This window comes from Streptomyces sp. NPDC046805, assembly GCF_040645355.1.
In the GTDB taxonomy this organism is placed as follows: domain Bacteria; phylum Actinomycetota; class Actinomycetes; order Streptomycetales; family Streptomycetaceae; genus Streptomyces.
In genome coordinates, this window is sequence record NZ_JBEYYC010000070.1 from 1 (window position 1) to 9395 (window position 9395).

Here is a 9395-nt window from a genome sequence, read left to right on the forward strand (position 1 = left end):
AGGCGCCCTGCGACAACGGCCGACCGCAGGCGATGGCCGTGGTGCCCGACCTTGTCAGTCACATCCTGAACGCATCCTGAACAGCTCGCCCGCCGACGTCGCGGCGGTACACCCTGGCCGCGTACAGGACATCGGCGCCCGGGAACGCATCGCGGTACGTGCGGCAGCGGCCCGGGATCCCGTCCTCGTCGAGAACGCCGGCCGGCCGACAGGCCAGAGGGGCGGATCAGCAGGGCCGGTCCCCCGCGATGGCGACGCGCTCGGCGACCCTGCGCGCGTCACCGTAGTCGGCCACCGCGTAGTGCTGCGTGGCACGGTTGTCCCAGAACGCGATGTCCCCGGCCTGCCAACGGAATCGCACCTGGAACTCGGGCACGTGCGCCTGCTGGAACAGCAGGCGCAACAGCCGGTCGCTCTCGGCCTGTTCCAGCCCGAGGATCCGGGTGGTGAACGAGGTGTTCACGAAGAGCATCCGCCGCCCGGTCTCCGGGTGCCGCCGCACGACGGGGTGGGTCACCGGCGGGAACGCGTCCTGCCAGCGGGCGAGCCGCCCTGGCCCGTAGAAGCGCCGGAAGCCGGGCAGGAAATCATGCTCCGCCACCGCCCCGTCGATACGCGCCTTCACCTCGTCCGGAAGGTTGTCGTAAGCGGCGGCCATGTCCGCCCACATCGTGTCGCCGCCGAACGGCGGAACCTCGCGCAGTTGGAGCACGGCACCCATCGCGGGCCGCTCGCGGAAGGTGACGTCCGTGTGCCACACGTTCTCGAAGCTGGGTACGGACCCGGCGCTCTTGTCGAACCGCACCACCTCGTCACTGTCCCCGCGCTCCAGGAGCGGGTTGGTCTCCAACTCACCCCAGAAGCGAGCGAACTCACGCTGCCGCTCACTGCTGAGGTGCTGCCCGCGGAAGAAGAGCACCTTCCACTCCAGCAGCGCGCGGTTCAACTCCTCCCGCACACGCGGCGACAGCGGCCGAGCCAGATCGAGGCCACGGATCTCGGCGCCGATGGTGGCGGCCTGAGGCGCGAGCTCGAAGAGATCGTAGGAGCGGTCCTCCCATCCGTCCGGGGTACGCCGCAGCACACGCCGCCCCTCATACAGGCCGTCGCCGGGGATACGCGCGGGACGCAGGCGGGGCGCGGCCGGAGCTTCCGACATGGGTGTCGACGTGGACATGGACGTAGGCGCGGACGTGGGCATGGGTGTGGGCATGGGCACTCTCCCAGAGGCATCGGTGCACCGAAGCGGGGTGCGAGGAGTGTCCGTACGACACGACACAGGCCGCCCCGTCGAAGCAGGCGGCTCTCAGGAACGTACGGAGTCAGAGAAAGAACGCGGCGAGGGATCCGGGTCCACTACAAGCCGCTACGCGCGCACCCACATCGGTCCGGCACAGTGGCCGTCCCGAACGCGTGGACGCAATGCGTGAACATGCCTGCCATCCTCCGCTTTACAGATCACCACGTCAAGACCGGCAGAGACGGCCGAGCCCGCCCGCACATCACGGACGGCGCGACCACACGGTGCCCGGCGAGAGCGAAGCCCCAGACGAGCGGCAGAATCCGCTCTTTGCCGCCGTCTCCCGCGCCGTGCGAGATCAAGCAACCCCGTAGGCCTGCTTTCGATCCTGCTCGGGCAATGGGCCCTTTGTGAGAGCAACCAGGCGTGCGGCTCTGGCCGTTGCTCTGCCTCCCGAAGATCGTTTCGGAGACCCCTGCGGTGCCGGGGGCGATATCCGGTGAGGTTCAGAAAGGTGGGTTACCTCGGCGGGTTGGCCGACTTGATCGCTCAGCCACATCGGCCGGGCTGAGGGGCCGACTGCTGGGCGGACGAGACAACGGTCCGCGTCGGACGGAAGAAATGGGTCAGTGCCCAGGCACCGATCCGGTCGCCGACCCGGCAGCCGGTGACGTCGGCCGTCCGGGTGTGGACGCCACCCCACACGCGGGCGTTGATCACGTCCCTGTTGAACGCGTCGGCGGATGCGTAGTACCGCGTCGTTCCCGTGACCTCAGAGGGCACATGGAGGTCGAGGCGCGAGACGCCGAGGGCGCTGGTGGCCGCGCGCATCGCGGCTGCGGCTACGGTCGGGTGGCCGGCTAGGTAGTCGGGGTGCGGTGGCGTGACGAGCAGTGGCTCCCAAGCCGGGTCTGCCGCGGTGGCCGGGTTGCCGTCGGTATCCGCCAGGCGAATGGCGCTGATCGGCCGCCAACTGGCGTAGTACAACTTCGTGTTCCACGCGGTGACGGCAGCATCGGTGATCGACGAGTTCACCGCGGCGAACAGTCGCGCTGTCTGTGTGATGCCCAGTTCGTGGCGTGCGGAATAGTCCCGGAAGGCGGACTGGAGTTGCGCCGCCAGACTGCCGCTGAAGAAAAGAGCGGTCTGCGTCTCCTCCGGGGTCCTGCTGGGGGCAGTCTTCGCCCCCATGCTCTTCACCTCGTTGAAGTCCTGGGCATATCGGGCTGAGGCGAGTGCGGGTGGTTCGCCAGGGCGGAACTGACTCGAGGAAGTGACCAGCAGCGGGCGAAGTTTGGCGAGCCATGTATCGATGAAGGGCTGGAATGTCGGCGGGGTGGGGCGCCAGACACCGGGAGCCGGTGGCTCTGTGAACGGTACGTCGGCGAACCGGCCGTCGTCTTCGCGGAGTTCGACGACGTGCTCGGCAGCACGCTTGCCGAAGCTCACGCCCTGGTCTTTCGCCGGGCCGGCGGGAATCGCGGCCAGGGAATCGGCGTAGGCGCTGTCGAGCCGGGGCTGCGATGCGGGGAAGTAGGTGAGGAGGACGTCATGTGCCGCCGTGGCGGCAGCCGCTTCGGGGGATGCGGTGGAGTCCTCGCGCTCCTGCCACTTGTACGGGGCGTAGTCTCCCGTGATCCCGACCACGGCGTTGTAGACGGCGAGGGAGACGAACCCGTGCCAGATTACGACTTGCGCGGAGGGGCGGGGGCCCAGACTGGCACTGATCGTTTCGGTGGCGATGGCGTTCCAGTCGCGGATCACCGCTGCCTGGTCCACCGCGGACGCGGGGCGGGCGGCAGCGGCCGGCCCTGTCGTCGTCGTGAAGCCGACGAGGGCGAGCGCCACAACAGCCCCGGCCATGGCTCGGACGTGCGAACCACGGAGTGAACGAAGGTAAGAGCGTCTCAGGTCCACCACGTATCCCTTGCTGCCTGGTGCGAACGGAGCGGAACCGCATAAGTCACCATAGGGGCAAGACCAATCGCTGATAAGGGGTCATGCAAGCTGACGGCGACATCGGAGTGACGGTGCGACATCCTGTGCGCGAGCGTCGTCCACGGCCTGGTGCTCGGTGACGATGCTCGGCCGCCTCGCCTGGGCGTACCTCTCCTTGTTCTTCACTGCCAGCAACTCAGGCCAGGCACGCCGGGAGCGCACTGATCTTGGGACGGGTGCTGCACCGGGAGCGCCGCGAGCGTGAGCGACCGCGCGAGCGATGCTGAACAAGTGGCGCGTGGGCTGCTCCCGGCGCCGGTTCACCATGCGGCGGCCGGAGCATCGACACGATCGCAGGAGAGGGCCGAAGGCCGGACACGGTCCGGGCCCCTCGTTTCCATACGCGTCCGCAGGGGGACGTCAGCACGCGTGCCGCGCACAACGCCCGACCCGCAGGACGGTCACGCCGCCCCCGGCGCGGCTGCCTGAGGCAGACCAGACCGTGGACCCCGGTCGACCTTCACCGCTATGGGGACGGAGTGGCGGGTGATTGGTATGGATGGTCTTCGCGTCGGTGACCTGCGTAAGCGGTCAAGAGGGAATGCCGCAGCACCTGACTGGGTGACACATGTGGCGATTCGCCAGGTTGCGGAACTGACGGGCTGTCGGTTGTCTCGTGAGCGGAACACAGAAGAGGCGTCGCTCAGACAGGCCGAACACTATTCCGTTGGAGGATTCGCATGCGTCACACACACATGGGTGCAGGTATCGGCCTGGCTCTCGGCGCCCTCGGACTGCAGATCCCGGCCGCTGCCGCCGCTGATGACTCAGAGGTCCGCATCAACCCATGGAATGCCCGCCCGGGTTCCACGGTCACCGTCAGTACGAGGGCCTGCGACCCTGACGCGGACTACGGCAAGGGCTCGTCGGAGGTGGCAGGAGAGTTCCACCTCTTCGAGGGCGACCAGGAGGGGGTACTCACCGGCCAGTTCCAGATCCCGGAAGGAACCGAGCCGGGCAGCGACACCGTCACCCTGAAGTGCCCGCCACTGACCAAGGTCACGGAAACGTACCAGGTCACCGGCCCCCCTCCGAGCGGCTCGGTCAGCGCCGGCTTCGGACCGGCCGAAGACATAGGTACGAGGCTCGCCCTGGGCGGTGGGCTGCTCGTCACGGCCGCCGCCGGTGGTGCGATCTGGATGTACCGCCGCCCGAACGACAACCGAACCTGACCGTCCCACTCCGCCGGACGGTGCCGTCCACTCCGGCCTGTAACCGGCCCCCGAAACGGAATCGATCCGGTGGTCGCGAGGCCCGCCCACCACGAGGCCCACACCACCCGCTGCGGCGCACCCGCCGTGAAGCAAAGGCTCGACCACGATGGCACCCAGACACCACACCAGCGCTTCCCGAGATCCGTCCATCCCTGCAAGGCTCCTTCTGGCCTGCGCAATGACGACAGGTGCGGGGCTACTGATCAGCGGGGTGCACGACGAGGAACCACCGCAGCCATCGGCGGCCCAGACCTTCCCAACCTCTGCAGACCCCACCCGCCCAACGGTTCCCACGGTTCCCACAGTCTCTCCGCTGCCCCCCGCGGATCCGGTCCGGCTCCGGATCGCCGCCATCGGCGTGAACGCTCCGATGACACGAGTGGGCCTCGATACGGCAGGGGCGCTACGGACTCCACCACCTGGCAAACCCGGCATCGCCGGCTGGTACGGCGACGGCACGGCTCCCGGCTCGGCAGGAACCGCCATCGCCACCGGGCATGTGGACACACCCACCGGTGCCCCCGGTGTCTTCTACGACCTCGGCGCCCTGACCGAGGGCGCCACCATCGAGATCAGCCGGGCGGACCGGCGGACAGCGGTGTTCGCCGTCCGCGCCGTCGAGCTTTACGACAGGAAGAAGTTCCCGAGTAAGAAGGTCTACGGCAGTTCCGGCCGGCCCGAACTCCGGTTGATCACCTGCGGTGGCGGCTACACCAAGCGCACCGGCTACCTGAGCAACGTCGTGGTCTACGCGACGCTGACCGCGGTGACGTAGCCGGCCGAACGGGCACTGACCGCCGGACGCGGACGCCGACCACTGCGTAGGCACAACCTCGCACCCCATCTACTCGGCTGCCTTCACCGCGACGGGGGCGGAACCGGTGTCGCACTCCATCCACTCGACCAGTCCAGGGGCGACTGTCCCCGTTTGGAGGCGGACCCTGGAAGACCGCAAGCATCTACCTCGCCGGACTCCACATCGCCGGAATCTTCCTCTGGTCCGTCCGTTGATCCCATGCCCCAGACCGTCACGGAAACCGCCGAACTCTGGGCCTCAACAGACCGGTTGATCTAAGGTCACTGCGTGATCCTCAAGTGGGCCGGCTTCACCGCGTTCGTACTGACCGTGGCCGCACTCGCGTGGGGTGTCTCCGGTCTGGTGGAGCATTCCGGATGTCCGGACGGCCGCAACCGGTGCGCCTCTGCGCCGGCAACAGGGAAGTACCTCGCCACGACCATGATCAGCGCGTTCGCCGTGTTCGGGGGCTTCTATCCGGTCGTTCGCACGCTGGACTGGCGTCCCGCTCTGGGCCTGCCTGTAGGTGCCGTCATCGGGGCTGGGATTGCGCTCCGGCACGGACAAAGTCTCGGCCTATGGATCCTGGTGGTCGCCCTGCTGATGGTCGCGGGTGTCACCGCGATCGGCGTACGGGCCCTGCTCCAGAGCTTCTCGGACGCGCACCCCTGACAGCCGGTGCAGACGCCTCGCCCATCGTCTTGCGGAGCGGAACCGCGTTGAGGACGGCTCTGGCCAACCTGTGGGCTGCGCTTACCAGGCTGCGCGACGAGCTCACGGCCCGGAGGCGGGAGGAGGACACTACCGAGTTCGACTCGTGTGTCGAAGCAAGGGGACCTCGATACCGTCGTCGCCGGCCCCGCACATCCATGGAACTCCGGTGTCGTGGAGGGCCATGCCAATCGGATCAAGATACTCAAGCGGCAGATTTTCGGCCGCGCTGGATTCGAACTCCTCCGCAGGCGAGTTCTTCTCACGCCGTGAATCGCCGCCCCCCAGCACTCCACCACCAACACGCCGCGGAAGAGCGCTTCATGAGGTCGGGTTGAACAACTTCCAGTGGCCCTCGGAGACCACTTCGACGACGCCATCTGCCACCTTGATGGCGGTCTGCTCGTCAATCGCGTATGCCGGACCCGTGAGCCCGGCCGCCCATCGTTCCGCCTGGGCCATGGTGTTCTCCGGACAAGCCGGATGATCCAGGTGCGGGAAGATCGAAAATTCAACCACGCCCAGCGTGCTGTCGCCGCCGGTGGGCGGTTTCCAGCCCACGAATTCCTCCCCGATGCGGGGGGTCATCACCAAGCTCCCGGCGCTGAGTCCCACGTAGACCGAGTCAGGCAGCGACGGCAGGAGTTCAGCCAGCCCGGACTCCCGCATCCAGTGGCCCAGGTACAGCGCGTCACCGCCATTCACCAGCAGGACGTCGGCCTCCCGGACCCAGGAGACCCAGCGCGCTTCGTCGATGCTGGGCAGCGCGGTGAGCTCCAGCACGCCCACCGACTTCCACCCCAACTCGGTCATGGGACTGGGGGATCGTCCGCTGATGAATCGCCACGGCCCGCCCGGATCGGCGTCGGGGCCCCGTACCCCGCGGTGGGGATACAGAGGGCGCTGGACTCGGCGATCGGCTTATAGCAGGTCGACCAGCGCATCCTTGATGCTCGCGTTCTTGATACCGGAGTCAGTGAGGAGAGGCTTCATCATGTCCTTCCCGAGGAATTATGAATAGATCCCAGGCCAGAAGTCATCCTCAACGAATCCAAAACCTTCAGGGAAGCCCCCCAAGAACTCGCGGCGCGAAGGATCGGTCTCCTCAGCAGCCATCGAACCGAGTAGGTCGATGAACTCGCTGCGCTGATCACTCGTCAGCTGAGTCACAAGATGGGCAACACTCTCCAAGACCTTGACCGCGTCATCTGGATCCATCTGCTCGTCCTCGCACCCCTCAACGAACCAGAGAACATCGACCAATGCCACCGCGAGAGCACGGGTCAGCGACGGGTACACAGGCATCGGAACGATCTCCCACCAGGCGGCTGGTAGAGCGCGGCCATCTCACCACATGCCACTGACATCACCGTCAGTGAGCCCACCACAAGAAGTGGACCAGAAGCTTTCTTCGGGAGTCGTTCGGTGGTGAATTCGAGAGTCACTCAGGGGGTATTGGCTTGACCAATGTCAATGACTCTTGATGTCAATCGGCGGGCTCGCGTGTCGCAATACGAGAGATTTGAGTAGCCGTGTCCTCCCGGAGCGAGTGCGCTGCGTGGACGGTCGTGTGGCATCGGGCTCCCCCCCTCGGCGGTGCTGCGTAATGTTGGGACTCCGGACGGATCATGGGGGGGCTTGTGAGCCTGAAGAACGCCTACTTGGAGACCGCCGCGCGGGCGGTAGCGTTGCTCGACGCACCGGAAGTGGCCGCCTCCTGGGAGAAGCCCAGCGCATTGCCGCAGTGGACCGTCGGCGGTCTGGCCGGCCACCTCGCGTATCAGATTTTCAGCGTGGATCCGGCACTGGAGGGACCTGACTCCAAGCACGAACCCATCCCTGTGCGGGAACACTATGCGCGGGCCGTGTGGATCGATGCGCCGCTCGACGGCGAGATCAGCTCTGGAATTCGAGCGAAGGGTGAAGGCATCTCGTCCGAAGGCGTGCGACGGCTGGTCGAGCGGGTCCACGCTGCGCTCGACCAGCAACGTACCGACCTTGAGGAGGTGCATGACGACTGGGTGGTGTTCATGCCACAAACAGGCTGGGCGCTGAGCCTGGACGACTTCCTCGTGACCCGGATGGTCGAGCTCGCTGTGCATATGGATGACCCGGCGGTCAGCGTCGGCCTCAGCGTGCCGGAGCTTCCCGGCACGGCCCTCAACCCCGTGGTTGCGCTGCTGACCGGGCTCGCCGTCCGCCGCCATGGCCAAGCGGCCCTGCTGCGTGCCCTGACTCGCGCGGAGCGAGCACCAGCCGCGATCAACGTGTTCTGAACGTTGCGTCAGCTCGCGTCACTCCGTTCGACCTGGGCTTTGGTGTGAGCGAGGCGGTAGGACTCGGTGCCGGTCTAGATAATGACGCCGTTGAAAGTCAGCCGGTCGACCATTGCCGCGCAGAGCCGCGGCGGACGGTCGGCACAGCGCCTGTTCGGCGAGCCAGACTATCGCCGACGGTCCTCACCGCCCTGACCCTCGCCGGAGCCGCCCGCATGATCGGCCGCGCCTTGGACGCCGGAGTTCCTGCCTCCTGGGTGGCTAGCGACGAGGTCTACGGCGCCAACCCGCACCTGCGGACCACGCTGGAGCAACGGCGGCTCGACTACGTCCTCGCCGTCGCCTGCGCACCAGATCACCACACGCGCGGGTAAAATCCGCGCAGACGCCCTGGTCAAGGAGCTACCCGAGCGAGCCTGGCAGAGGCTCTCCGCTGGCGCCGGGGTCAAGGGACACCGCTTCTACGACTGGGCCTTGGCCGACATTGCCGACGATGGACCCGGCCACCGCCATCTACTCGTCCGCCGCAACCGCAGCACCGATGAACTCGCCTTCTACCGCTGCTTCTCGGCAATCCGAGTAACTCTGCACACCCTGGTGCAGGCGGCCGGACGCCGGTGGACGGTCGAGGAAACCTTCCAGTCCAGCAAGGGCTTGACCGGACTGGACGAACATCAGGTCAGACGCTGGACATCCTGGCACCGCTGGGTCACCGTCGCCCTGCTCGCCCACGCCCTCCTCGCTGCGGCCGCCGCCCACGAACGCGCTCAGCAACCGAACCCGGACCGCTGACTTGCAACGAGATCCAGCACCTGTACGGCACACTCACCACGGAGCTCCGCCACACAGCCGCACACCGACTCAACCGGTCCGCATGGCGACGACGTCACCAGGCCCGGGCGCGTGCCTGCCACTACCAGCGGCAAGCCGCCCGGCAACCATGAAGACCACGATCAAGAGCTGAACCACTACTGACGTTTGAGGCGTGATGTCGTCAGAGTGAGCCCGGTGCCGGTGAGGCATCCGTCGATGAGGTCGGGCCGGTATTGGACCTGGCGAAGGCCCCGTCGCAGGGTGCGCATCAGGTGGGTGGGGTCGGTGAAGGCGGTGTTGGCCTGGCAGCGCCTTCGCAGGAGGGACCAGATGCCCTCGACCGGGTT

8 protein-coding genes and 3 pseudogenes are annotated in these 9395 nt (G+C 67.1%); 5 read left to right on the forward strand and 6 right to left on the reverse strand.

Annotated features, from left to right (window positions below):
* Positions 1-226: 226 nt before the first annotated feature.
* Both ABZ910_RS35820 and ABZ910_RS35825 read right to left on the reverse strand, forming a co-directional pair.
* Positions 227-1159, reverse strand: a complete 933-nt coding sequence (locus ABZ910_RS35820; RefSeq protein ID WP_361373546.1) for a TauD/TfdA family dioxygenase — start codon at positions 1157-1159, stop codon at positions 227-229.
* 630 nt (positions 1160-1789) lie between these two features.
* Complete coding sequence (locus ABZ910_RS35825; RefSeq protein WP_361373548.1) at positions 1790-3103, reverse strand: vanadium-dependent haloperoxidase; 1314 nt, start codon at positions 3101-3103, stop codon at positions 1790-1792.
* Positions 3104-3918: 815 nt separating this feature from the next.
* Here ABZ910_RS35825 and ABZ910_RS35830 point away from each other — a divergent pair.
* The 3 genes from ABZ910_RS35830 (at position 3919) to ABZ910_RS35840 (ending at position 5920) form a co-directional block, all read left to right on the forward strand.
* The gene (locus ABZ910_RS35830) at positions 3919-4410 is read left to right on the forward strand and encodes a sortase (RefSeq protein ID WP_361373550.1); all 492 of its coding nucleotides are present in this window, start codon (positions 3919-3921) and stop codon (positions 4408-4410) included.
* Positions 4411-4630: 220 nt separating this feature from the next.
* The gene (locus ABZ910_RS35835; protein WP_361373552.1) at positions 4631-5227 is read left to right on the forward strand and encodes a class F sortase; all 597 of its coding nucleotides are present in this window, start codon (positions 4631-4633) and stop codon (positions 5225-5227) included.
* 309 nt (positions 5228-5536) lie between these two features.
* Positions 5537-5920, forward strand: coding sequence for a hypothetical protein (locus ABZ910_RS35840; protein WP_361373554.1), 384 nt, complete (start codon positions 5537-5539; stop codon positions 5918-5920).
* A 360-nt stretch (positions 5921-6280) separates the two neighbouring features.
* Here ABZ910_RS35840 and ABZ910_RS35845 read toward each other — a convergent pair whose 3' ends face one another.
* Together ABZ910_RS35845 and ABZ910_RS35850 are read right to left on the reverse strand one after the other, a co-directional pair.
* A complete protein-coding gene (locus tag ABZ910_RS35845) occupies positions 6281-6772 on the reverse strand; it encodes a Type 1 glutamine amidotransferase-like domain-containing protein (protein WP_361373556.1) in 492 nt (163 codons plus the stop codon).
* 198 nt (positions 6773-6970) lie between these two features.
* Positions 6971-7264 carry a hypothetical protein gene (locus ABZ910_RS35850; RefSeq protein WP_361373558.1) on the reverse strand — a complete coding sequence of 98 codons (294 nt, stop codon included), beginning with the start codon at positions 7262-7264 and terminating at the stop codon, positions 6971-6973.
* Between the two features lie 335 nt (positions 7265-7599).
* Here ABZ910_RS35850 and ABZ910_RS35855 point away from each other — a divergent pair, with 335 nt between their 5' ends.
* Positions 7600-8235, forward strand: coding sequence for a maleylpyruvate isomerase N-terminal domain-containing protein (locus tag ABZ910_RS35855; protein WP_361373560.1), 636 nt, complete (start codon positions 7600-7602; stop codon positions 8233-8235).
* A gap of 8 nt (positions 8236-8243) precedes the next feature.
* Here ABZ910_RS35855 and ABZ910_RS35860 read toward each other — a convergent pair.
* Positions 8244-8366 (reverse strand): annotated as a pseudogene (locus ABZ910_RS35860) (AAA family ATPase); the annotation flags it as partial.
* A gap of 24 nt (positions 8367-8390) precedes the next feature.
* On the opposite strand from ABZ910_RS35860, the pseudogene ABZ910_RS35865 reads away from it, so the two are divergent.
* Positions 8391-9179: pseudogene (locus ABZ910_RS35865) on the forward strand (transposase); the annotation flags it as partial.
* Between the two features lie 24 nt (positions 9180-9203).
* On the opposite strand, the pseudogene ABZ910_RS35870 reads toward ABZ910_RS35865, so the two are convergent.
* Positions 9204-9395: pseudogene (locus ABZ910_RS35870) on the reverse strand (IS630 family transposase); the annotation flags it as partial.